This window comes from Mycobacterium sp. 012931 (genome assembly GCF_000419295.1).
Taxonomy (GTDB): domain Bacteria; phylum Actinomycetota; class Actinomycetes; order Mycobacteriales; family Mycobacteriaceae; genus Mycobacterium; species Mycobacterium marinum.
On record NZ_AOPX01000001.1, the window covers coordinates 3,026,635 to 3,047,769 of the forward strand.

General features: G+C 67.5%; 22 protein-coding genes and 1 other RNA gene. 15 read left to right on the plus strand and 8 right to left on the minus strand.

The annotated features are described in order from the left end of the window. The first annotated feature begins 56 nt into the window (after positions 1 to 56). From MMSP_RS13395 to MMSP_RS13410, 5 genes are all read left to right on the plus strand, one after another. Positions 57 to 1,091 (plus strand): AraC family transcriptional regulator, encoded by a 1,035-nt coding sequence (locus MMSP_RS13395; protein ID WP_020787043.1) that lies wholly within the window; start codon positions 57 to 59, stop codon positions 1,089 to 1,091. Positions 1,092 to 1,194: 103 nt separating this feature from the next. After that, positions 1,195 to 2,205, plus strand: coding sequence for an NAD(P)-dependent oxidoreductase (locus MMSP_RS13400; RefSeq protein ID WP_020787044.1), 1,011 nt, complete (start codon positions 1,195 to 1,197; stop codon positions 2,203 to 2,205). Between the two features lie 134 nt (positions 2,206 to 2,339). Continuing rightward, on the plus strand, positions 2,340 to 2,534 hold the full coding sequence (locus MMSP_RS26820; RefSeq protein WP_012394971.1) for a hypothetical protein: 195 nt from the start codon (positions 2,340 to 2,342) through the stop codon (positions 2,532 to 2,534). A gap of 29 nt (positions 2,535 to 2,563) precedes the next feature. Continuing rightward, positions 2,564 to 3,688, plus strand: coding sequence for an epoxide hydrolase family protein (locus MMSP_RS13405; RefSeq protein ID WP_020787045.1), 1,125 nt, complete (start codon positions 2,564 to 2,566; stop codon positions 3,686 to 3,688). Between the two features lie 307 nt (positions 3,689 to 3,995). Next, a complete protein-coding gene (locus MMSP_RS13410; RefSeq protein WP_036427262.1) occupies positions 3,996 to 4,919 on the plus strand; it encodes a cation diffusion facilitator family transporter in 924 nt (307 codons plus the stop codon). A gap of 20 nt (positions 4,920 to 4,939) precedes the next feature. Here MMSP_RS13410 and MMSP_RS13415 read toward each other — a convergent pair whose 3' ends face one another. Continuing rightward, positions 4,940 to 5,755: an oxygenase MpaB family protein gene (locus MMSP_RS13415; RefSeq protein WP_011739495.1), complete on the minus strand. Its 816-nt coding sequence runs from the start codon at positions 5,753 to 5,755 to the stop codon at positions 4,940 to 4,942. Positions 5,756 to 5,868: 113 nt separating this feature from the next. Between MMSP_RS13415 and MMSP_RS13420 the strand changes: the two genes are divergently transcribed. Next, entirely contained in the window at positions 5,869 to 6,810 is a 942-nt protein-coding gene (locus tag MMSP_RS13420) for a cobalamin biosynthesis protein (protein WP_020787047.1), read from the plus strand. Here MMSP_RS13420 and MMSP_RS13425 read toward each other — a convergent pair. The 3 genes from MMSP_RS13425 to MMSP_RS13435 are packed head-to-tail and all read right to left on the minus strand — an operon-like array spanning position 6,792 to position 8,822. Then, positions 6,792 to 7,616, minus strand: coding sequence for an SURF1 family protein (locus MMSP_RS13425; RefSeq protein WP_011739497.1), 825 nt, complete (start codon positions 7,614 to 7,616; stop codon positions 6,792 to 6,794). The genes MMSP_RS13420 and MMSP_RS13425 overlap by 19 nt on opposite strands. Further along, positions 7,616 to 8,110 (minus strand): low molecular weight protein-tyrosine-phosphatase, encoded by a 495-nt coding sequence (locus tag MMSP_RS13430; protein WP_020787049.1) that lies wholly within the window; start codon positions 8,108 to 8,110, stop codon positions 7,616 to 7,618. Before MMSP_RS13430 ends, MMSP_RS13425 begins: the two co-directional genes overlap by 1 nt. Beyond that, on the minus strand, positions 8,103 to 8,822 hold the full coding sequence (locus tag MMSP_RS13435) for an HAD-IA family hydrolase (protein ID WP_167470903.1): 720 nt from the start codon (positions 8,820 to 8,822) through the stop codon (positions 8,103 to 8,105). Before MMSP_RS13435 ends, MMSP_RS13430 begins: the two co-directional genes overlap by 8 nt. Before the next feature lie 187 nt (positions 8,823 to 9,009). Between MMSP_RS13435 and cobC the strand changes: the two genes are divergently transcribed. From cobC to MMSP_RS29355, 6 genes are all read left to right on the plus strand, one after another. Continuing rightward, positions 9,010 to 10,065: an Rv2231c family pyridoxal phosphate-dependent protein CobC gene (cobC, locus tag MMSP_RS13440; protein ID WP_036426494.1), complete on the plus strand. Its 1,056-nt coding sequence runs from the start codon at positions 9,010 to 9,012 to the stop codon at positions 10,063 to 10,065. After that, positions 10,062 to 11,198: a Nif3-like dinuclear metal center hexameric protein gene (locus MMSP_RS13445; protein WP_020787051.1), complete on the plus strand. Its 1,137-nt coding sequence runs from the start codon at positions 10,062 to 10,064 to the stop codon at positions 11,196 to 11,198. Before cobC ends, MMSP_RS13445 begins: the two co-directional genes overlap by 4 nt. A 22-nt stretch (positions 11,199 to 11,220) precedes the next feature. After that, positions 11,221 to 11,958 (plus strand): zinc ribbon domain-containing protein, encoded by a 738-nt coding sequence (locus MMSP_RS13450; protein WP_020787052.1) that lies wholly within the window; start codon positions 11,221 to 11,223, stop codon positions 11,956 to 11,958. Further along, on the plus strand, positions 11,955 to 13,079 hold the full coding sequence (locus MMSP_RS13455; protein WP_012394957.1) for a bifunctional RNase H/acid phosphatase: 1,125 nt from the start codon (positions 11,955 to 11,957) through the stop codon (positions 13,077 to 13,079). The genes MMSP_RS13450 and MMSP_RS13455 overlap by 4 nt, the downstream gene beginning before the upstream one ends. 92 nt (positions 13,080 to 13,171) lie before the next feature. After that, an RNA gene (rnpB, locus tag MMSP_RS25420) (RNase P RNA component class A) lies at positions 13,172 to 13,597 on the plus strand. Between the two features lie 432 nt (positions 13,598 to 14,029). Then, a complete protein-coding gene (locus MMSP_RS29355) occupies positions 14,030 to 15,013 on the plus strand; it encodes a PE family protein (protein ID WP_084472570.1) in 984 nt (327 codons plus the stop codon). Between the two features lie 62 nt (positions 15,014 to 15,075). On the opposite strand, the gene MMSP_RS13465 is transcribed toward MMSP_RS29355, so the two are convergent. Together MMSP_RS13465 and MMSP_RS28460 are read right to left on the minus strand one after the other, a co-directional pair. After that, positions 15,076 to 15,747, minus strand: a complete 672-nt coding sequence (locus MMSP_RS13465) for a sulfotransferase (protein ID WP_020787054.1) — start codon at positions 15,745 to 15,747, stop codon at positions 15,076 to 15,078. Beyond that, the gene (locus MMSP_RS28460) at positions 15,748 to 15,885 is read right to left on the minus strand and encodes a sulfotransferase (protein ID WP_020787055.1); all 138 of its coding nucleotides are present in this window, start codon (positions 15,883 to 15,885) and stop codon (positions 15,748 to 15,750) included. 323 nt (positions 15,886 to 16,208) lie between these two features. Between MMSP_RS28460 and MMSP_RS27515 the strand changes: the two genes are divergently transcribed. Then, positions 16,209 to 16,379, plus strand: coding sequence for a hypothetical protein (locus MMSP_RS27515; protein ID WP_015356207.1), 171 nt, complete (start codon positions 16,209 to 16,211; stop codon positions 16,377 to 16,379). 99 nt (positions 16,380 to 16,478) lie between these two features. Here MMSP_RS27515 and MMSP_RS13470 read toward each other — a convergent pair whose 3' ends face one another. Continuing rightward, positions 16,479 to 18,071, minus strand: a complete 1,593-nt coding sequence (locus tag MMSP_RS13470; RefSeq protein WP_036426495.1) for a CYTH and CHAD domain-containing protein — start codon at positions 18,069 to 18,071, stop codon at positions 16,479 to 16,481. 156 nt (positions 18,072 to 18,227) lie between these two features. Between MMSP_RS13470 and MMSP_RS13475 the strand changes: the two genes are divergently transcribed. Continuing rightward, positions 18,228 to 18,656, plus strand: coding sequence for a heme-binding protein (locus MMSP_RS13475; protein ID WP_020787057.1), 429 nt, complete (start codon positions 18,228 to 18,230; stop codon positions 18,654 to 18,656). 7 nt (positions 18,657 to 18,663) lie between these two features. On the opposite strand, the gene panB is transcribed toward MMSP_RS13475, so the two are convergent. After that, complete coding sequence (panB, locus tag MMSP_RS13480; RefSeq protein ID WP_011739506.1) at positions 18,664 to 19,557, minus strand: 3-methyl-2-oxobutanoate hydroxymethyltransferase; 894 nt, start codon at positions 19,555 to 19,557, stop codon at positions 18,664 to 18,666. A gap of 148 nt (positions 19,558 to 19,705) precedes the next feature. Between panB and MMSP_RS13485 the strand changes: the two genes are divergently transcribed. Further along, a complete protein-coding gene (locus tag MMSP_RS13485; protein WP_020787059.1) occupies positions 19,706 to 21,097 on the plus strand; it encodes a wax ester/triacylglycerol synthase family O-acyltransferase in 1,392 nt (463 codons plus the stop codon). The last annotated feature ends 38 nt before the right edge of the window (positions 21,098 to 21,135 follow it).

The following is a 21,135-nucleotide window of genomic DNA, read 5'->3' on the forward strand; positions in this document are numbered from 1 at the left end:
TCCGCTGGGGCCATCGGGCCTTGACGGCGGGGAACGGATGCTTGACTGTAAAGGACGTGTCGGTGATCCGTGGCACCGCGTTGACCGGTTATCCGGCGCTGGTGAGCGAACTCGGGGCGGATCCCGAGGCGCTGCTCGCCCGCGCTGGCGTGAAGCGGTCCGATGTCGGCCGATTCGACGCATTTATCACCTATCTGGCGCTGATCCACGCGGTCGAATCCGCTGCGGCAGTGACGAAAACACCTGACTTCGGCCGTCGGCTGGCCGAACGCCAAGGCATCGAGATCCTGGGGCCGGTCGGGGTGGCGGCGCGGACCTCGAAATCGGTTGCCGAGGCACTCGACACTTTCGAGCACTACCTCGCCGCCTACAGCCCCGCGATCGCCGCGACGATGAGCCGCGAGCCCGGCGGTGAAGCCTCATTCCTGGAGTTCAAGATCCTGATCGCGCACCCGCCGGCGCACCCACAGACCACCGAGTTGTCGCTGGGAGTCATGTTGCGGGTGCTGCGCTTTCTGCTGGGTGCTGGGTATGCGCCCACCGTGGTCGACCTTCCGCACCCGGCGCTGACCCCGCGGGAAGACTACCTGCGCTACTTCGCGTGCACACCTCGCTTCGGGTCGCACAGGGGCGGATTCCGGTTGCCGAGCGAGGACCTGCAGCGCCCCCTGGTCAGAGACGAGCTGGCGCATCGTGTCGTGCTCGAATATCTCGACACCGTCATCGACCGGCAACGGCCGACAATGGCCTCCTCGATTCGAGAACTGATCCGCCAGCTGTTGCCGACCGGCGCGGCGACGGTTCCGGTGATTGCCGACCAGTTTCGGCTGCACCCCAAGGCATTACGGCGCCGACTCGCCGCCGAGGGGACGAACTTCAACGCGGTTGTCGACGACGTTCGGCGGGAGGTGACCGAACGCTACTTGCGCGACAGCGACATGACGCTCACGCATCTGGCCCGGCAACTGGGTTATGCGGAGCAAAGCGTGCTCTCCCGGTCGTGTCAACGGTGGTTCGGTGCGAGCCAGGCGTCGCTGAGGGCGCAGTGGCAACGGACCGCATCGCCGATCACGCTGCAGTCCACCCGCTGATCGTCCGTTGCGGTCAAAGTCATGTCCTTTGCTGTCAAGACACCGGTGAATTCGGTGAGCATGCTGGTTTGAGACGACCACACCCACAACGAATGGAATCGCAATGAGCGAACACGAATTCGACCGTCCCGCGCCCTCGCTGTCCGGTCGCACGATCTTCATCACCGGAGCCAACGGCTTCATCGGCCGCGCCATGGCGGCCCGGTTCCGCGCCCTCGGCGCCGTGGTACGCGGTGTCGATCTGGCGGCCGATCCGGCAGGGGACGTGGTCGCAGGTGACATCACGCGTCCCGAGACCTGGGCGGCGGGGCCGACGGGGCTGGAGGGGGCGGACACCGTGATCCACACCGCCGCGCTGCTGGGGGCGGCGTTCCCGCTGAAACAGGCCTGGCACGTCAACGTCCTGGGCACCAGCCGGGTGCTGCGCGCGGCGATCGACGCCGGGGTCCGCCGGTTCGTGCACTTTTCCTCGGTGGCGGCCTACGGCTTCGAGTTCCCCGACGGTGCGGATGAGACCTATCCCGTGCATGTCAACGGCGACGTCTACACCGACACCAAGGTGAACTCCGAGGCGGTCGTGCTGGCCGCGCACGGCGCCGGCGAGATTGATGTCACCGTGATCCGGCCTGGCGATGTCTGGGGTCCCGGCTCGGTGTGGGTCCGTTCGCCGATCGCCGAGATGCGCAAGAGGACCGGCTTTCCGCTGCCCAACGGCGGAAACGGCATCTTCTCCCCGGTGTACATCGACAACTTCGTCGACGGCATGGTGCTCGCCGTGTCATCCGATGACGCGGTGGGCCAGATTTTCAACATCACCGACGGCAAAGGTGTGCGGTGCGCCGATTTCTTCGGCCGGATGGCGAGCATGAGTGACGGCACGATCCACACGCTGCCGATCCGGGTGGCCGCACCGGCCGCCGAACTCCTCGGCTCGCTGCTGCGCCGTTTGGGCCAGAAAACCGATCTGTCGGCCGGAACGATGTGGCTGGTCAATCGGCCCGGCGCCTATTCGATCGAGAAGGCCCAGAAGATGCTGGGCTACCAACCGCGGGTTTCGATCGAGGAGGGGATGGCCCGCGTCCACGAGTGGGCACGGGCCGAACGTCTCATCTGAGCGCCGGCGCCAGCACCGCGCAACGGACCCCAATGCCTCCGATGGTCCCCGTGACAAGGCAATACGGTGACTGACAGCACACTCGGGGTGGGTTTCGTTGTCGCTGGCGAGCCGGTTGTGGCAGTCTCTGGGGCGTGGATGAGCGACCTGGGACTCAGAGCGACAGCGCGTCGGCGGGAAAGACGGCGCCGCCTGTGCGGCCGCTCTCGTCAGACCAGCAGCCGGCGACCAAGGCAGACTTGTACGCCGCGGTCGATGCGATGCGCGCCGATATGCGTGAACTGCTAGAACAGATCAGCACCCTGATCAAGGAAGCAAATCAGAAATAGGCCGCCCGGCCAGGCGGCATGATGAACGGGTGAGGCCGTTTCGCATCGATGTTCCCGAAGACGTTATCGATGACCTGAAAGCCCGTCTGGCGCGCACCCGTTGGCCGGAGGCCGAGTGTGCCGACGATTGGAGCCAGGGCATCCCGCTGAGCTACACGCGGGACTTGGCCGCCTACTGGGCCAACGAGTACGACTGGCGGGCGCGCGAGGCCGCGCTGAACCGCTTCGACCAGTTCATCACCGAAATCGATGGCCTGGATCTGCATTTCATCCATCAACGCTCCCCGCACGAGGACGCGTTTCCGCTGCTGATCACCCATGGCTGGCCCGGCTCGGTGGTGGAGTTCCACAAGGTGATCGAGCCGCTGGCCAACCCCACCGCCCATGGCGGGCGCGCCGAAGACGCCTTCCACGTCGTCTGCCCGTCCCTTCCCGGATACGGATTTTCCGGCAAGCCGAGCAGCACAGGCTGGGGAGTGGACAGGATCGCGCGGGCCTGGGAAACGCTGATGCAGAACCTGGGCTATCAGCGATACGGCGCCCAGGGCGGCGACTGGGGCGCCGCGGTCACCACCCAGATCGGCCGAAACGGCGGGCGCTGTGTGGCCATTCATCTCAATATGCCGATCGCCATGCCCACGCGTACAGCGCTGACCAACCCGACCGCGGCAGAACAAGAGGTGCTGGCAGCGTTGGCGTACCACCGGAAATGGGGAACCGGCTACTTCAAACAACAGTCCACCCGACCCCAGACCGTGGGCTACGGCCTGACCGATTCCCCGGTGGGACAACTGGCTTGGATCGTGGAGAAGTTCTGGGCATGGATGGACTGCGCGGGAAACCCGGAGAACATCCTCACCCGCGACGAGCTACTGGACAACGTCATGATGTATTGGGTAAACGCCGCCGCGGCGTCGTCGGCCCGCTTGTACTGGGAGAGTTTCAAGGTCTGGGGGCAGACCGAGCGGGTCGAACTGCCCACCGGTGTGGCGTCGTTTCCCAAGGAGGTGCTGCGTGCACCGCGCGCCTGGTGTGAACCGAACTACAACATCACCCACTGGACGACGATGCCGCGCGGTGGTCACTTCGCCGCGTTCGAACAGCCGGAATTGTTCGTCGGAGACGTCCGTGCGTTCTTCGCCACGGTGCGCTGACGCGACCGCGGCACAACCGGGCCGGCTGCGTGAAAAAGTTGTGCGCTAGCCGGGCAGGTTGCACCGGGGGCGTGGCAGGCTAGGGGACATGCATCTGGTTGACGGTCAGCGGGATCCGGCCGCAAGCTTTCCCTTGGCCCTTGGCCCTTGGCCCTGCCTTGCCTGCCTGCCTGCCTGCCTGCCTGCCTGCCTGCCTGCCTGCCTGCCTGCCTGCCTGCCTGCCTGCCTGCCTGTGCTGCTGCTGCTGCTGCCTGCCTGCCTGCCTGCCTGCCTGCCTGCCTGCCTGCCTGCCTGCCTGCCTGCCTGCCTGCCTGCCTGCCTGCCTGCCTGCCTTGGCCCTTGGCCCTTGGCCCAGGCCGTCGACGACCAAGCCGAACGCCGGCGGGCCAATCGTGCGGTCGCCGTCAGCGCGGCCGGGCTGGGGTTGACAGGTCTGATCGAACTGGCGATAGCCCTGGTGTCCGGCTCGGTGGCCTTGCTCGGCGACGCACTGCACAACCTGTCCGATGTCTCCACGAGTCTGGTTGTGTTCGTTGGGTTTCGGAGCTCGCGCAAGTCGGCGAGCGAGCGCTACCCGTACGGTTTGGAGCGGGCCGAGGATCTCGCCGGGATTGGTGTGGCGCTGGTGATCTGGGCCAGCGCCGCGGTTGCCGGGACCGAAAGCGTCGGCAAGTTGTTGCGGCACGGCTCAACCCAGCATGTGGGCTGGGGGATCGCCGCCGCGGCGGTTGGCATTGTCGGCAATCAGCTGGTGGCCCGTTACAAGCTCGTTGTCGGGCGCCGGATTCAGTCATCAACGATGATCGCCGATGCGAAGCATTCCTGGCTGGACGCGCTGTCCTCGGCGGGCGCGCTGCTGGGATTGTGTGGTGTCGCGATGGGGTGGGGATGGGCCGACGGGGTTGCCGGGCTTGCGGTGACGGGATTCATCTGCCATGTGGGTTGGGAGGTGAGCTCCGAGATCGGGCATCGCCTGCTCGATGGGGTAGACCCGGGCGTGGTGGACACCGCCGAAGCGGTCGCCGCCGCCATACCGGGAGTCGTTCACGCGCACGCGCGGGCCCGCTGGACCGGACGCACGCTACGCGTGGAGGTCGAGGGCTGGGTGGACCCCGCCATGTCGGTGGCCGACGCGGACGACATCGGCCGGCGGGTCGCCGACCAGCTTGGGGCCAGGTTGCCGCAGATGCGCAGTTTCAGCTGGGCCGCACGCGGTGTGCCGCTCGGCTAGCACCGCCGGTCGGCCTCGATCTAGACGACGCGCCACCCGCGGCGGGCGCGAAACCGCATATCCCACAGGTAAAGCTGATAGATCAAGATCCACGCCCGATGGGGGATGAGCCGGTCGGCCAGCCGTAGGGCGGCCAACAGCCACTCGAATCGGCTCTGCTGGGATTGCGACCAGTCCAACCGCATCATCGCGCGAAACTCCGGCGCCAAGAACCCCGTCGTCGCGAACAGGTTGAACGGCCCCGCCAGCGCCCGCAGCGGCCACGGCAGAAACGCCATCGAAGCCACCCCTCGGAGGTGTTCGCGCACCGGTGGGTCGATGTGCAGCTCATCGAGTGAGCGCTTCCAGTACTCGTCGAAGGCGATCCGGTCCGGCGGCCACATGCGCTCCGGCACTTGAAGGGTGGTGCCCAGCCGTTTGGCGTCGAGGTAGACCGAGTCGGCGGCGCCGTCATCGAGCGGTCCGTGCAGGAATTCGTGTTGCTCGACGAAGTAGCGGTACAAGCAGGCGGCCACCCACAGCTGCAATTTGGGATCGAAGGCGTTATAGGACACCGGACTCGACGAGGTGGACCGGACTTGCCGGTGTACCGAGTCCACCGCAGCGCGGATCAACGCGCGGTCGGACTCCGACCCGATGGTGGCAACCGCCAGGTAGGTGCCGGTGGTGCGGGCGCGCTTGAACGGATGCTTGTAGACGTTGCCGCTGTCCACCGGACTCTCCAGCACGCCATACCCGACGCCGGGCAACGACAGCTGCATGATCACGTTGGCGGCGGGCAGCAACAGCGCGGCCGGGTTCAACAGGTCGGCGACCCGGGTCGCGGGACGCTTCATCGGGATTCCTGACCCATGAGGATGAGTAGACCACGCGCCGGGGGGTGCCGTCATGGACTAGCCGAACGCGCGGGCCCGGTGGCCACCGGACGGCCATGTGAGACGCTGCCTGAGTGGTTGCGTCGGCACGGCAGGCCCGGACGGTCGGTGTCCTGGTGGGCTATCTGGCCGACCTGGTGCTGGGCGACCCACAGCGAGGTCATCCGGTCGCGGTGTTCGGGCGGCTGGCCGCGGGGTTGGAGCGGGCCAGCTATCGCGATACCAGGGCCGCCGGCGCGGTGTACGTTGGCGTGCTGGTTGGCGGGGTGGGCCTGCTGGGTGCGGTCTTGGGGCGCCCGGCCGGCAGGCCGTGGTCGGTCGCGGCGACGGCGATGGCGACCTGGGTATCGCTGGGCGGAACCTCGCTGGTGCGCACTGGCCGGGAAATGGCCGAGCTGTTGGACCGCGGCGACCTCGATGCCGCCCGGCGGTTGCTGCCGTCGCTGTGTGGTCGCGATCCGGCCCAGCTGGACGTGCCGGATTTGACCCGCGCGGCCCTGGAATCGGTTGCCGAGAACACTTCCGACGCGCAGGTGGCGCCGCTGCTGTGGGCGGCGGTCGGCGGCGTGCCGGCGGTACTGGTATATCGCGCCGTCAACACCCTGGATGCGATGATCGGCTACCGCTCGCCGCGCTACCTGCGATTCGGTTGGGCCGCAGCGCGGCTGGATGATCTGGCCAACTACTTCGGGGCCCGCGTGACCGCGGGGCTGGTGGTGCTGTGCGCGCCGCTGGTCGGTGGGTCAGCGCTGGGCGCGGTGCGGGCCTGGCGGCGCGACGCGGCGCGGCACCCCAGCCCCAACGCCGGGGTGGTCGAGGCCGCTTTTGCCGGGGCGCTCCGGGTGCGTCTGGGCGGGCCCACCCGGTACCACTTTGAGCTGCAGATTCGCCCCACCCTCGGGGACGGCGGTCAACCCACGGTCGATGACCTGCGCCGCGCCGTGACGTTGTCGCGGGCCGTGCAGGCCGCCGCGGCAGTGGGCGCCGGGCTCTTTGTCTACCGCCGGCGGCCGTAGCGGTCGGCGAGCTTTTGCTCGACGGTCATCGGTGTGTCCGCGGGCGGCGCATCCTCGCGGGCGCGTGTTTCGCGCCGGCGGGCCCGCAGTTCGGCGTAGGCGAAGTAGCCGAGTCCGATTGGCGCCAGAATGCCGAAGGCGATCCACTGGATGCCGTATGACAAGAACGGTCCGGAATCCAGATGCGGCAAGCCGATCAGACCGAGCCCCCCGGGTTGGTTTTCGACCAACTGCAGATAGGAGCCGGCCAACGGCACTCCGGTCAACGTGGAGATCTGCTTGGCGTTGATCGAGTACACCTGCTCGAAGCCGTCTCGGGAGAACGGCTCCTTGCCCGCCATGGTGGGCTCGAAGTCGCGCAGCCGTGCCGTGATGGTCAGGGTCTGGTCCGGGGCGCGGGGGATAGGCGGCACGTGCGAGCCCGGTTCGGGGCGGACGTACCCGCGGTCGACGAGGACGGTGGGTCCGCCGTCGACGGCGAACGGGGTCAGTACCTCAAACGCCTGGTCTCCGTCGACCACCCGCAGCCGGGCCAGCACCTGCACATCGGACAGATAGTGTCCGGTCGCCGTCACGCTGCGCCACTGCGCCTCGGGAGCTGACGAATCTTGCTGTGGCAGTAATGTTTTGACCGGAACCGCCGGCGAACTCAGGGCATGGTTGATCTGGCGGTTCTCCCGCGACGTCTTGGTGTTCTTTCCCAGCTGCCACGGCGCGAGCACCGTGAAGCACAGGTAGGTGAACGCGATGACCACCAGGGCCAGCGCTATCCACCCGGGCCGCAGCAGAAACGCCAGGCGTCGCATCACACCTTGCCGTCCTGCGCCAACTGTTCGTCCACCCAATCGTGCAAACCGGGCAGGGCGGCCTCGATGACGACGAGGACCTCCTCGAAGTCGTCATGGCCCCCGTAGTAGGGGTCCTCGACATCGAGAACGTAGGCCCCCGACTGTGGGTCAAACGAACGCAACATCCGCAGCCTGCTCTCCTCCACGCCGAGCTGACGCAACTGCCGGGCGTGGTTGCGCCCCAGCGCGATGACCAGATCCGCCTCCAGGTGGTCCGTGCCGACCTGGGCGGCGCAGTGATCGGTGGGGTAGCCGTGGGAGTGCAGCACCTGCCTTGCCCGTTCGTCGGCCCGATTGCCGACGTGCCAGTTGCCGGTGCCGGCGCTGGTCACCCGCACCGCCTCGCCCAGCCCGCGTTCCCGCAGCTGGTGGGCGAACATCTTCTCGGCCATAGGCGAGCGACAGATGTTGCCGGTACACACGAAAGTGACGTGCAGCGTTGAGTCAGACACCTAACGCCTCCCGCAATTCGTCGACCGTGCCGGCATGCAGGGCGGCGCCGCTGTGGGTACCGGCGGCGAAGTCGGCCTTTCCGTAACCCCAGCCAACCACGACCGTGTCGATGCCATGGGCGGCCGCGCCCTCCACATCGTGGCTGCGGTCACCGACCATGAGCACCCGTTCGGGCAGCGGGTGCAGCTGGGCCAGCGCGTGGGCGAGCACCTCGGTCTTGCTGCGGCGTGCGCCGTCGCCGGTCGCGCCGGCGATCACCTCGAAATGCGCGTCGAGCCCGAAATGGGCGAGTACCCGCCGCGCCGTTGGCTCCAGCTTGCAGGTGGCCACCGCCAGCCGAACCCCGGCGGCACGCAGGTCGGCCAGCAACGGCGCGATCCCGTCGAACAGGGTGTTCATCGCCCAACCACGGGCACCGTATTCGGCCCGGAAGGCGGCGATCGCGTCCTCGACGCGGTCGCCGAGCTCCATGGCGTGAAAGGTGTCGTCCATCGGCGGGCCGACGATCTGGGCGACCAGGTCGCCGTCGGGAACGGCGGCACCGATGTGGTTGAGTGCGTGGCGGAAGCTGGCCACAATCCCGTGGGCCGAGTCGGTCAAGGTGCCGTCGAGATCGAAGATCACCAGCTGCGGCGTCCTCTCCGGGCACCGGGTGTCCTGCGGTGTGGCGCCGGGGTCAGCCGGTGAATCGGCTGCAATCGAACCTGTCACCACTCCATTGTCGTTGATGCGGCGGTCGGCGGGGTCGGCAGGAGCTGGCGAGACCGGCTTGAGCAGCCGAGTTTGGTCGGACCCGGCCGGTGCCCGGGACTCGCGGCCGCGCGGGTAGCCGTGTGCCAGGCAGGGGCGTAGTGCTCCGGATGCCTGGTTCTGTCACCGGCGCACTAGTGTTTTCTAGGTGGTGAGTCTGGACACGAGCCCGCTGGCGGCGGCGCGTTATCACGGGGATCAGGCCGCCACGCCCGGCATGCTGGATTTCGCCGTGAATGTCCGCCACCCGCACCCGCCGCACTGGCTGGTCGAACTGCTGGCGCAGCGGCTGACCACGCTGGCACGCTATCCCAGCATCGAGGACACCCAGCGCGCGCAGGATGCGGCGGCGCTGCGTCACCGCCGAACCCGCGCGGAGGTGCTGCCGCTGGCCGGGGCCGCCGAGGGTTTTGCCCTGTTGAGTAACCTGCGTCCGGTTCGGGCAGCAATCATCGCGCCGTCATTCACCGAGCCGGCCGCGGCCCTGAGCGCCGCGGGGATCCCGGTGCACCATGTGGTGCTGGCGCCGCCGTTCCGCCTGGATGAAGCCGCGGTCCCCGACGATGCCGACCTGGTCGTCGTCGGCAATCCGACCAACCCGACCTCGGTGTTGCACAGTCGCGAGCAGCTGCTGGCATTGCGCAGGCCGGGCCGGATCCTGGTGGTCGACGAGGCGTTCGCGGACGCTGTTCCCGGCGAGCCGCAGTCGCTGGCCGGCGACTGCCTGCCCGACGTGCTGGTGCTGCGCAGCCTGACCAAGACGTGGTCACTGGCGGGTCTGCGGGTGGGGTACGCCCTTGGCACGCCGGACCTGCTGGACCGGCTGACCCGGATGCGGGCCCACTGGCCGGTGGGCACCCTGCCGTTGACGGCCATCGCGGCCTGCTGCACGCCCGAAGCGGTGGCCGAGGCCGCCGCCGATGCTCGACTGCTGCTGGCAGCGCGGGCCGAGATGGTCAGCGGCCTCGGTTCGGTTGGTGCCAGCGTGGTCGATGGCTGCGCACCGTTTGTCTTGTTCAGCGTCCCCGATGCCGATGAGCTCCGCAAACGGCTGCATCAGCGCGGAATCGCGATCCGCCGCTGCGACACCTTCGTCGGCTTGGACGACGGGTATCTGCGCGCGGCGGTGCGGCCCGAATGGCCGCAGCTGGTCGATGCCATCGCCGAAGTCAGGCAGGCCGGCCGCAGCGGGAGGCGACGATGAGCGTTCGGCTCGCTGACGTCATCGAAGTGCTCGACGGCGCATATCCGCCGCGTCTTGCCGAGTCCTGGGACTCGGTCGGCCTGGTGTGTGGAGATCCCGGGGAGCCGGTGGAATCGGTGACGGTCGCGGTGGACGCCACACCGGCGGTTGTCGATGAGGTTCCGGAGCGCGGGTTGCTGCTGGCCCATCACCCGTTGCTGTTGCGCGGGGTCGATACGGTGGCCGCCAATACCGCCAAGGGTGCGCTAATCCACCGTTTGATCCGGACGGGTCGCTCGCTGTTCACCGCGCACACCAACGCCGACTCGGCATCGCCGGGGATGTCCGACGCGCTGGCCCAAGCGCTGGGACTGACCGTCGAATCCGTGCTCGCCCGGTCGCCAAGCGTGGCCGAGCTGGACAAGTGGGTTATCTACGTGCCGCGCGAGCACACAGAACCCGTGCAGGCGGCGATCTTTGACGCTGGCGCCGGACATATCGGTGACTACTCGCATTGCAGCTGGAGCGTTACGGGCATCGGGCAGTTCCTCCCGCTGGACGGCGCGTCACCGGCGATCGGCAGCGTCGGCACCGTCGAACGAGTCACCGAGGACCGGGTCGAGGTCATCGCACCCGCGCGCGCCCGTGCCGCCGTGCTGTCGGCCATGCGAGCCGCGCACCCGTACGAAGAGCCGGCATTCGACATTCTTGCGCTGGTGCCACCACCGGCCGACGTCGGGTTGGGGCGCATCGGCACGCTGGACCGGCCGCAAACCTTGCGCGACTTCGTCTCTCGCGTCGGCGCCGTGCTACCGCAGACGTCCTGGGGAGTGCGCGCGGCGGGGGACCCCGAGATGCTGGTGACGCGGGTGGCGGTGTGCGGTGGCGCCGGCGATTCACTACTGGGCGCGGCGGCCGCGGCGGACGTCCAGGCCTACCTCACCGCAGATCTGCGCCACCATCCTGCCGACGAACATCGCCGCGCCTCCGCGGTCGCGTTGATCGACGTCGCGCATTGGGCAAGCGAGTTCCCTTGGTGCGGCCAGGCGGCCGAGGTACTGCGGTCCCATTTCGGTGAGGCGCTGCCGGTGCGGGTATGCCCGTTGCGTACCGACCCGTGGAACGTTGCAGCAAGCCGCGAGAACGACAGCTGAGAATAGGACCGGGAGATCAGACATGAAGGCCGAAGCGGCACAGCAGCGTTCGCTATTGGAGTTGGCGAAGCTCGATACTGAGCTGTCACGGATCGCCCATCGGTCCACCCATCTGCCCGAGGGGTCCGCTTTCGAGCAGGTTCGGGTTCAGCACGAGGCGGTCAGTGACCGACTCGCTGCGGTGCGAATCGCGTTGGAGGACTTGGACGCCCAGGTTTCACGCCTAGAAGACGAGATCGACGCGGTACGTAAGCGTGAAGACCGGGACCGGTCATTGCTCACCTCGGGGGCTGTGAATGCCAAGCAATTGGCTGACCTGCAGCACGAGCTGGAGACCCTGGAACGCCGCCAGGCCAGTCTGGAAGATTCGCTGTTGGAGGTGATGGAGCGCCGCGAGGAGTTGCAGGCGCAACAGAACACCGAGATTGCGGCGCTCGAAGTCCTGCAAGCCGAACTGACCGCTGCCCAGCAGTCCGTCGATGCCGCCCTGGCCGAACTCGACCAATCCCGTCAAGAACATTCATCGCGACGCGACACGCTGGCCGCATCGTTGAATCCCGATCTTGCCGCGCTCTACGAACGGCTGCGGGCCGGCGGCGGGCCAGGCGCGGGGCAGTTGCAGGGCCACCGTTGCGGTGCCTGCCGTATTGAGATCGGCCGCAGCGAATTGGCTCGTATCTCGGCGGCCGCCGAGGACGAGGTGGTTCGGTGTCCGGAATGCGCCGCGATCCTCTTACGGATCAAGGGACCCGAGCTGTGAAAGTCATCATCGAAGCTGATGGTGGATCGCGTGGTAACCCGGGGCCGGCCGGATACGGCGCAGTGGTGTGGACCGCGGACCGTTCGACCGTGTTGGCGGAGAGCAAACAGGCGATCGGCCGCGCCACCAACAACGTCGCTGAATACCGCGGTCTGATAGCCGGTTTGGACGACGCCGTCAAGCTGGGTGCCACCGAAGTGTCGGTCCTGATGGATTCCAAACTGGTGGTCGAGCAGATGTGCGGGCGCTGGAAGGTCAAGCACCCGGACCTGGTGGAACTGCACGGGCAGGCGCGCGAGCTGGCAGGGCAATTCCGCCGGATCAGCTACGCGTGGATTCCGCGGGCCCGCAATGCGCATGCCGACCGGCTGGCCAACGAAGCGATGGACGCCGCGGTTCGCACCAATCGGCGTGGCGAACCCGGTACCGTGGCGGTGGCCGCCGTCGCCGACCCCGCCAACACGGCGCCTGTCCAAACCCCGGCAGCTCCCGGATGGACCGGTAGACGCGATACGGCCACCAGGCTGCTGCTGCTGCGACATGGTCAGACCGAGCTGTCGGTGCAACGCCGCTATTCCGGGCGCGGCAACCCGGCGCTCAACGAAGTCGGTTGGCGCCAAGCCGGTTTGGCCGCCCGCTACATCGCGCACCGCGGCGGAATTGCTGCGGTGGTGTCCTCGCCTTTGCAGCGTGCCTACGATACGGCGACGACGGCGGCCCGAGCCCTCGGACTGGACGTGACGGTGGACGAAGACCTGGTCGAAACGGACTTCGGGGACTGGGAAGGCATGACTTTCGCGGAGGCCGCCAACCGCGACCCCGACCTGCACCATCGTTGGCTCAACGACACCAGCATCACGCCGCCGGGCGGTGAGAGCTTCGATGAAGTGCTGCGGCGGGTTCGGCGCGGACGCGACCGGATGATCTCCCGGTATGAAGGCACGACCGTGCTGGTGGTCTCACACGTCACGCCCATCAAGATGTTGCTGCGACTCGCGCTCGATGTCGGCTCCGAGGTCCTCTACCGGCTGCATCTTGATCTGGCGTCGCTGAGCATCGCCGAGTTCTATGCCGACGGCGCGTCGTCGGTGCGGCTGGTCAACCAGACCGGCTACCTGTAGCAGCGCCGCCGTCAACGATCGGGCCAGGCGGCTGGGTTCGACGGCGTCTGTTGGCCGCGATTTTGCGTAGCGGGTAGCGTATGTTCCGCGGACGAGTTGGCTGGGCGGCCGCGGCTCGGGTTGGGCTCGTGTTGTCACGAGTTCAGCGCCGAATCGAGGAAAGTCCGGACTTCACAGAGCTGGGTGATTGCTAACAGCAATCCGAGGTGACTCGCGGGAAAGTGCCACAGAAAACAGACCGCCACCCTCGCGGTGGTAAGGGTGAAACGGTGCGGTAAGAGCGCACCAGCACCCCGGGTGACCGGGGTGGCTAGGCAAACCCCACCCGAAGCAAGGTCAAGAAGGCCGTACCGTAGGTGCGGCCGCGCAGGCGTTTGAGGGCTGCTCGCCCGAGTCTGCGGGTAGGCCGCTCGAGGTACCCGGCAACGGTGTGCCCAGATGGATGGTCGCCGCCGCGCCGCCGCTGGTTCAGCCGCGGCGGTGTGGAACAGAATCCGGCTTACAGGCCAACTCGTCCGCCTTACGTTTACGACCTGCATATTCAGCTAGCCGGAGCCGCCTCCGTCCGCAGCAGATCCGAGTACCGAATCAATTGCGTCCCGCGTCCGGTTGTCGGAATCGGGCCGCAGGCGGCTGTAGGCGGGACTGTGGGACGGAGTTTGCTGATCCGGCGATGTGCACCGCTGGTCGCCAAGAAGGTCGGCGGCGACGACGGGCGCCGGTGCCTTGGGGGGCAAGCTTCGGTGGGTTGCCTTTCGCTGGTTTGCCGTTGGTTAATTAGCCTCACGAGTTAGTGACTTAGGTCCTTAAGAGCATGGGGCTTCTGTCACCGGACCGTGGATTTGCTGCGATCATCGGAATGGGCGGGCGTAGCGTCTCGGAAAAGTCGGAGAAGGCCGAAAATTGTTTCCTTCGGACTTGGGCCGCCCGGTCGTGATGGGGATTGACGAGTGTCAGCTTTTGTTTATGCCGCACCCGAGGAGTTAGCTGCAGCGTCTTCCAGCTTGAGCAGCCTGGGGTCGTCGATCAGGGAGGCGCATGCGGCGTCGGCGGGCTTGACGACATCGATTGCGGCGGCGGCTGAGGATGAAGTGTCGGCGGCGGTCGCAAAGTTGTTTGGTGGTTACGCCCAGCAGTTTCAGGCGCTGGGCGCGCAGGCGTCGCTGTTTCATGACCAGTTCGTGCAGGCGCTGAATGGCGGTGGGTTCTTGTACAGGGGCGTTGGCGGCTACGCCCAGGTCAGTGCTTCTAACGGCGGCACCGCCACGGGCACGGTCAGCGGCGGCTACGGGGGTGCGGGCACCACCGGCGGCCACGGCGGAGGCGGCGGCAACGCCTTCCTCCGGGCTTACGGCGCGGGCAGCTCCGCCAGCGGCATCTCCATCGGCGGCGCCGGGGGCGCGGGCACCGCCGGCGGCTACGGCGGCAGCGGAAACTACGCCTCGATCAGAGGTTATAGCGGCGCCACCGTCACTGACGGCACGGCCACCGGCGGCGGCGGTGGCGCGGGCACCGGCGGCCGCGGCGGCTTAGGAGGCAGCGCCACCCTGTTTGCCAACGGGGCGGGCAGCTCCGTCGCCACTGGCGCCGCCACCGGCGGGGTCGGCGGGGCCGGCTCCACCGGCGGCATCGGCGGCGCCGGAAACATCGCCCGAATCACGGCCATCGGGGGCGGCACCGTCACTAGCAGCGCCACCAACGGCGGGGCCGGCGGTGACGGCATCACCGACGGCATCGGCGGCAACGGCGGGGGATCCACCTTCACCGCAAACACCGGCGGCACCATCGACACCCGCACCGGCACTGGCGGCAACGGCGGTAGCGGCACCGGCCTGGGCAACACCGGCGGCAACGGCGGGGCCGCCGACCTCACAGCTCCCCCCGACTGGATGGGAGTGGACCTTTTCGGTACGCCCGGCGCGAATGTGCCGTGACAGTTCGCCGCTGATCGAAACGCCACCACGGCCTGGTCGAGATGGCTGGGAGAGAGCAAACCTCACACGACCGTCAGCCCGGCCGGAATCCTCTCCGGGTCGCGCCAGAAGGCGTCGTGGGTGAAGCGGTTGAACAGATCCGGCGGTAGCAACGTGTCGCGCGGTTCGGCCGTGACCGTGGGGCGCACGGTGTGCAACCCCGGTGTCCCGGCGCGCTCGTCGAACTCGGTGACGTCGTACTCGACATGGCCGAAATCGTGCTCGAACACCGGCTCACCCAGAAACGCGTAGATGGCCTGCATCGCCTTGGCCGGGTCGGTGCTCAGGGTTTCGTACTGCAGCAACAGAAGTCGATCTCGTTGCGCGCCGTAGCACGCCTGCCGCAGGGCATCGTAGGGACCGCCGACCATGCCGTCGGGCGCCACCACACTTGTGGCGCGGCTAAACACCGTGCCGCCGGCGCTGTAGTTGAAAATCGACGACGGGCTAAAGACGTTGTGTTGAATCAACCGCTCGATGCTGTCCACCACCCACTGCAGTTCACGCACGCAGGCAATCACTTTCGCATCGGGAAACAGCCGCGCAATCGCGGGCATCCACGCACACCAGCCGCGGTTGGTGTCAAAGATCACCTCGGCGGTGCAGTCCGCATAGAAGTCGTTGAACAACCCGCGCAGGATGCGCTCGCGCTTGGCGTCATCGATGAACACCGAAAACTCGTTGCGCCCACTCATTTAGTCGAGCAGGGCGCCGAACAGGCCGGCCAGCGGACCCGACATTCCGGCCTGGAACCGCGGGTTTTGCCGCAGCAACGCGGCCAGCAACGTCGAACCCGAACGCGGCAGACCGGAGATGAAATGAATGGCTTTCACGGAACACCCCCGACTTGGCTTCCGCACCATGACCTGCCCTGCGGACGTCTACCTCGTGTGATGCCGTCATGCTAACCGATCGCAAATTCCTTTCGTTGGATGATCGCGCATGAACGCGGCCGCCCGCCATGAGCCAGGCTCATCAAGATCGGTCTGCGGGAACACGGGGGCTGGGCCGGCGGAGGTTCTGGCTTCGGTGGGTGATGTTGCGCCGTCGCGGTGATGGTTGCGGTGGTGCTGGCCGCGGATTCAGAACCCGTGCCGCACGATTCAGTACCGCACCGACGTAATCCCCATCGCGCAGCCCGGCTTCGCCGGTCGCGATGCCCATCGGTGCCGGCAGCTCCAGCGCCCGCTGGGCAGCCACCGCCGACGTGATCGAGACGCCGGGATTGTCGGCCGACTCTGCGACAGCCGCGCGCGAGCTGGCGCTGATCCGTGGCGGTGCCACACCCGGCAGCTTCACCGTGACGCGGCCAGCTGTGCCCGCCTGATGACCAACGTGTTGGGCCTGCTCGCACTACTGGCCTTCGCTTTGTTCGTCGGAGCCCTGATGCTGCGCGTGGGATGGCGTTTGACTTGCCCACCCGCGCTCAGCGTCGGGTCTTGCGTACCGACTTGTCGAGCCGGTGCAGGGCGGCGTCGAGCCGCTGCCGGCAACCCTCGGCCAGATCGCTCTCCCGCTGATACAGCAGACCGTAGGTAAAGGTGTCCTGGCCCGCGGCGTGCGCCGCATCGGTCTCGTGGAGCAGGTGCTCTCGGCTGACCACGCTGTCCTGGTGATCGCCGAGCAGCGTCTGGATGGCCTTGGCCTGGCTGGAGACCTGGACGGCTCCGGTGGCCGCGGCGGTGTAGCGCAGCCTCTTGGCGCGCTTGCGGATTCGGTGCAGCGCCTCGTTGGGGCCGAGGTGGGCACCCGCGTCCACGGCGGCAGACTCGGCCGGCGAACTTGGCGCCTTGGCGGCCGCCTTGGCGAGTTTGGCGGCCTTGCGGACCCGTCGGTAGGCCGCCTCGATACTCGGGGGTGGGGCCGGCTCAGCCCCCGCGGCGGCGGTGTCGGCCGGATACGCGGCCGCGATGGCGTCGAGGGCATCGAGCAGGCGGAAGTAGCGCTTGGACCGCATGGCCACCAGCGACCGCCGCAGCCCGGCGTGGTAGCGGTGCCGGGCCCCGTCGACCAGACGCTCGTAGACGGGTCCGCGCACCAGCGTCGGGTCTAGCCTCTCCAGGGCATGCTGGTAGCGCTGGCCAAGCACCTCGGCATCACGGGCCACCCCCAGCACGGCGGCGAGTTCGCGCAGCTCGTCGAGAACCCACGCCTTGTCGGCCAATCCGAACGAATCCTGCGAATCCGCGAGCAGGCTGCGAATCTTGCGCGTGGTTACCCGCATCTGATGGACGGAATCGTCGACGTCGGCGCGCACGGCGCGATCCCACACCAGCAGCTCCGCAACGTAGCGGGCCACCGCGCGGTGCACCGGATCCGCCGGTTCGGGCCGGCCCGCCCACGGCGAGGTCGAACCCAGCACCCGAGCCAGCTTGGAGCCGTGCCCAGCCGGTGCCGCTCCGGTGTCAAGCAGCCGGTTGCTCAGCCGGTCCAGCAGTTCGCGACTGACGCTCTGGCTCGGGTCCGAAAGCTCCAGCTCCCACTCGCGCCACTGTTGTTGCGCCGGTTCGGCATCCGGACCGGCACCAGCCGACCAGGCGGTGACGTGGTCATCGCAGAACTCCGCGAGCGGTGCTCCGTCAACGCCGTATAAGAACTGGCTCGCGCGCTGTGTGCTGATGCGCGCGACCGGCTGCAGCGGGCGATCACGCACGATCGCCAACACCACATCGAGCAGCTCCGCCGGAACGCGGTGTTGGGTCGGCGCCCCCAAGGACCCGGATGTGTCCGGCTCCGTGATCGGCGCATGCAGCTCGGTGCGGGCGTCACCACCGGCCGGCAGCTTGAGATGCCAGCCGGCGTCGGAGCCACCGGTGCGCCGCCGCAGGGTGATCCGATTGCTCGCGAGGTCCTGGTCTGCGGTGTCGAAATACACCGCATCCAGCGCCTGGACCGGCTTCCTTTCCACACGAGCCACCGCCGCAATGCCTTCGAACGAGGGCGATACCGTCGACTCGACGACGTCGAACTTGCGCTCGACCTCCAAGTGACGCGCCGTCTTCGGCGCCTTTACAGGCATTTTCGCCTCCGGTCAGGCCACAGATCCGCGGACATGAAATCGTGGATAGGCATCATAGAGTGCCACACCTAGGTGACGCGTGAGCCTCAAGGTTCGGTTGCCGACGCCACACACCATTCGGTTCCTGCGCCGGCCCGAAAGCACCTATCGTGTGCGATGCGGGCCGTCCCGGCGGCCTTCGGTTACTTGATGAAGGAGTCGTTCATGGTGTTGTTCGGTGCTGCCAGATCGCGCCTGGTCGCCGGTGGGATCGTTGCCGGCGCGATGTTCCTGGGCGCAGCCGGCTTCGCGTCCGCGGTCGCCGGGGCAGATCCGGATGATCCCGCTCCCGTTCCCGCACCGGCACCGCCGAACTGCACGGCGGCGGACCTGGCCGGGGTGTCTGCCGGGGTTGCCGCAGCGACTTCGGTGTACCTGTTCAGCCATCCCGAGGTCAACGACTACTTCACCGGTCTGCGAGGTCAGCCTCGCGACGACATCCGTGACCAACTGCAGCAGTACATGGACGCCAACCCCGGCGTACACGCCGAGCTACAGGGCATTCGCCAGCCGCTGACCGACTTTCGGGATCGGTGTCAGCAGTAGGGGAGAATCAGAAGCAGTGCTCCTCGGCGGGAAATACGCCACCGGCCACGTCTTGCGCGTATTGCACCGCGGCGCGGCGTAATTCGCCGCCGACATCCGCGTAGCGCTTGACGAATCGGGGGGCCTTGCCGCTGCTGAGGCCGGCCATGTCCTGCCAAACCAGGACCTGGCCGTCGCAGCTCGGGCCGGCGCCGATTCCGATGGTCGGGATGGTGAGCTTGCCGGTGATCTGGGTGGCCAATTCCGCGGGCACCATTTCCATCACCACCGAGAATGCCCCGGCTTCGGCGACGGCGATCGCGTCGGCGATCGTTTGTTCCGCGGCGTCACCGCGGCCCTGCACCCGGAACCCGCCCAAGGTGTTCACGCTCTGTGGGGTGAAGCCGATGTGGGCCATCACCGGGATGCCCGCCGCGGTCAGGCACGCGATCTGCTCGGCCACCCGCTCGCCGCCCTCGAGCTTGACGGCATGGGCACCGGCTTCCTTCATGAATCGGGTGGCCGCCGCCAGCGCGGCCGAAGGTCCGGACTCGTAGCTGCCGAACGGCAGGTCGGCGACGACCAACGCGTGCGGGGCGCCGCGCACCACACCGCGCACGAGGGGAATCAGCTCATCAATCGAGATCGGCACCGTGGTGTCGTAGCCGTACACGACGTTGGCGGCGGAGTCGCCGACCAATAGAACCGGGATGCCTGCGTCGTCGAAGGCCCGCGCGGTCGAGTAGTCATAGACCGTGAGCATGGCCCACTTGTGGCCTTCGGCTTTCCATTTCTGCAGGTGGTGGGTTCGCACCTTGGTCCGCGGCGCGCTGGCCGCGGAAGGCGACGACTCACCGGCGGGCACCGGCGGGCACGCGCCATAGACATTTTGCTCAGACTGCTCAGAGATCTGCTCAGACATCATTGCCCCTAGCTGTTGGTCGGGTAGATCCTCGTGGCCCTCAGCACAAGCTGATATCCGGGTCCCCGGGTTCATCTGACCTGGCTAGTCTGCCATTTCTTACGCACGGATGCACTGTGAGCCCGCGCACGGCCTACCCATTGGCGGAATGCAGCGGCTTAGTGGCCTCGACGCCAGCTTCTTGTACCTGGAAACCTCGAATCAGCCGATGCACGTCTGCTCGATCATGGAGCTGGACACGTCGACGATGCCCGGCGGCTACACGTTCGACCGGCTGCAGGACGCGTTGGCACTGCGGATCAAGGCGATGCCGGAATTCCGCGAAAAGCTGGCCAACAGCGCACTGAACCTCGATCACCCGGTATGGGTGGACGACGAGGACTTCCAGCTGCATCGGCATCTGCACCGTATCGGCCTGCCCCCACCGGGGGGCCGGGCCGAGCTCTCCCAAATCTGCGGTCACATCGCCTCACTGCCGTTGGACCGCAGCCGCCCGCTCTGGGAGATGTGGGTGATCGAAGGAGTGGCAGGCACCGACTGCCACCACGACGGGCGCCTGGCGGTCCTGACCAAGGTGCACCATGCCGCGGTCGACGGCGTGACCGGTGCCAACCTGATGTCGCAGCTGTGCACCACCGAAGCCGACGCTCCCGCCCCGGATCCGGTCGACGGGGTCGGCGGTGCCACCGATTGGCAGATCGCCGCCGGGGGCCTGCTCAGGTTCGCCACCCGGCCGTTGCAGCTGGCCAATGTGGTGCCCGAAACGGTGTCCTCGGTGGTGTCCACCCTGCTGCGGGCGCGCGAAGGCCTGACCATGGCGCGTCCATTCACCGCGCCGCGCACGGTGTTCAACGCCCGCGTCAGCGGCCGGCGCGCCGTTGCCTACGCGGAGCTGGATCTCGAGGACATCAAGGCGCTGAAGAATCACTTCGGCGTCAAGGTCAACGACGTGGTGATGGGGCTGGTCTCCGGCGTGCTGCGCAATTACCTGGCGGACCGGGACGCACTGCCCACGTCGTCGTTGGTGGTGCCGGTGCCGGTGTCGGTGCACGGCAAGTCCGACCGTCCCGGCCGTAACCAGGTATCGGCGATGTTTTCCAGCCTGCACACCGAGATCGCCGATCCGGCCGAGCGGCTGAACGCCATCGCGCACGGCAATACGGTTGCCAAGGGCCACAGTTCGGCGATCGGCGCCACGCTGCTTCAGGACTGGTCGCAATTTGCCGCGCCGGCGGTCTTCGGCGCCGCCATGCGTGTCTATGCAAGCAGCCGGCTGACCGAAAGCCTGCCCGTGCACAACCTGGTGGTCTCCAATGTGCCGGGCCCGCAGCTGCCCCTGTACATGCTGGGATGTGAGGTCAAGGCGATGTACCCGCTGGGGCCCATCTTCCACGGTTCGGGCCTCAACGTCACGGTGATGTCGCTGAACGGCAAACTCGACGTCGGGCTGGTGGCCTGCCCGGAGCTGCTTCCGGATTTGTGGCAAATGGCCGACGAATTCGCCACCGTAATGGAAGAACTGCTGGCCGAGACCGGATGACGGGCGCGGTGACGGTGGTTAACCAGCATTTACCGTGT

Bases quoted from the DNA above. Each gene is read 5' to 3' on its own strand.
- MMSP_RS13400 (WP_020787044.1), top strand. From the start codon at position 1,195: ATGAGCGAACACGAATTCGACCGTCCCGCGCCCTCGCTGTCCGGTCGC.
- MMSP_RS13415 (WP_011739495.1), bottom strand. From the start codon at position 5,755: ATGAAGCGTCCCGCGACCCGGGTCGCCGACCTGTTGAACCCGGCCGCG.
- MMSP_RS13425 (WP_011739497.1), bottom strand. From the start codon at position 7,616: ATGCGACGCCTGGCGTTTCTGCTGCGGCCCGGGTGGATAGCGCTGGCC.
- MMSP_RS13445 (WP_020787051.1), top strand. From the start codon at position 10,062: ATGAGCGTTCGGCTCGCTGACGTCATCGAAGTGCTCGACGGCGCATAT.
- MMSP_RS13450 (WP_020787052.1), top strand. From the start codon at position 11,221: ATGAAGGCCGAAGCGGCACAGCAGCGTTCGCTATTGGAGTTGGCGAAG.
- MMSP_RS13465 (WP_020787054.1), bottom strand. From the start codon at position 15,747: ATGAGTGGGCGCAACGAGTTTTCGGTGTTCATCGATGACGCCAAGCGC.
- MMSP_RS27515 (WP_015356207.1), top strand. From the start codon at position 16,209: ATGCCCATCGGTGCCGGCAGCTCCAGCGCCCGCTGGGCAGCCACCGCC.
- MMSP_RS13470 (WP_036426495.1), bottom strand. From the start codon at position 18,071: ATGCCTGTAAAGGCGCCGAAGACGGCGCGTCACTTGGAGGTCGAGCGC.
- MMSP_RS13475 (WP_020787057.1), top strand. From the start codon at position 18,228: ATGCGGGCCGTCCCGGCGGCCTTCGGTTACTTGATGAAGGAGTCGTTC.
- panB (WP_011739506.1), bottom strand. From the start codon at position 19,557: ATGTCTGAGCAGATCTCTGAGCAGTCTGAGCAAAATGTCTATGGCGCG.
- MMSP_RS13485 (WP_020787059.1), top strand. From the start codon at position 19,706: ATGCAGCGGCTTAGTGGCCTCGACGCCAGCTTCTTGTACCTGGAAACC.